This is a genomic window from Flavobacterium panici, from assembly GCF_903819335.1.
Lineage (GTDB): Bacteria > Bacteroidota > Bacteroidia > Flavobacteriales > Flavobacteriaceae > Flavobacterium > Flavobacterium panici.
Genome location: NZ_CAIJDE010000005.1, coordinates 1 through 1,249, shown reverse-complemented (window position 1 = coordinate 1,249; position 1,249 = coordinate 1). Strand labels below are relative to the sequence as shown.

Annotated in this window: 1 protein-coding gene and 1 pseudogene; both read left to right on the top strand. The window is 31.0% G+C overall.

The genetic code is table 11. The annotated features are described in order from the left end of the window. Positions 1-382: pseudogene (locus FLAPXU55_RS00050) on the top strand (hypothetical protein); the annotation flags it as partial. After that, entirely contained in the window at positions 379-1,215 is an 837-nt protein-coding gene (locus FLAPXU55_RS00045; RefSeq protein WP_317169635.1) for an IS3 family transposase, read from the top strand. The pseudogene FLAPXU55_RS00050 and the gene FLAPXU55_RS00045, both read left to right, overlap by 4 nt. Positions 1,216-1,249 lie beyond the last annotated feature (34 nt).

Below are 1,249 nucleotides of genomic sequence, written 5' to 3'. Positions count from 1 at the left end.
AATAGAAGGTCTTTTACCAAGACAAAAAAATAAAATTTACACTGCAGACTTTAAATTGAAAGTGATACAAACCATTCAAAATAAGTCTATATCTTTGGATGAAGCCTGCTTAATTTTCAAAATTCCAGCGCAGTCAACCATAATAAGCTGGCAGAGAAGATATGCAAAAGATGATTTGGCAGGTTTAGAACTTAAATCACGAGGTAGACCAGCAGTTATGAATTTTAAGAGAAAGCAACGAAAAACAGACAAACCTTTGACCAGGGAAGAGGAACTCTTAAAGGAGTTAGAGTACCTGCGCGCTGAGAACGAAATTCTAAAAAAGTTCAACGCCTTAGTTCAAGCCGAGCAAGCCAATCAAAACAAAAAGCTCAAACCATAATGGAATTAAGGCATAAGTATGATTTAGATCTTTTACTAAATTGTATGAACATGGTTAGAAGTACGTATTATTACTATGAAAAGAAAGGTCAGGTAATCGATAAATATAAAAAGATAAAAGATTTAATTAAACAGATTTACAATTATCATAAGGGCAGATTAGGATACAGGCGTATTACTCTATTAATCAAAAAAGAGGGGATTTTAATTAATCACAAAACAGTGCTTCGATTAATGAAATTTTTAGGATTAAAAAGTTTAATCAGAATCAAGAAGTACAGATCCTATAAAGGAGAGCAGGGAAAGATAGCCCCTAATCTGCTACAGCGTAATTTTAAGGCTGATATACCTAACCAGAAATGGGCAACCGATGTGACTGAATTTAATGTTTCTGGCAATAAATTGTACTTATCGCCAATAATCGATCTATTTAATGGAGAGATAATCAGCTATGAATTATCGCAAAGACCAGTGTTTAATCAAATTTTAAATATGCTTGAAAAAGCATTTAAAAAAATACCGGATAATACTAATCTGACTCTGCATTCTGACCAAGGCTGGCAGTATCAAATGAAACAATACCAGCATTTATTAAAGAAAAAAGGAATTATACAAAGTATGTCTAGAAAAGGTAATTGTCTTGATAATGCAATAATTGAAAACTTCTTTGGAATATTAAAATCAGAGTTGTTTTATCTTAAAAAATACACTTCCATTAATCAATTGAAACAAGAGATTGTTGAGTATATAAATTATTATAATAATGACAGAATTAAACTTAATCTAAAAGGAATGAGCCCGATACAATATCGAGCTCATTATTATAAAACTTAATTATTAATTTGTCTAAACTTTTGGGTGCAGTCTA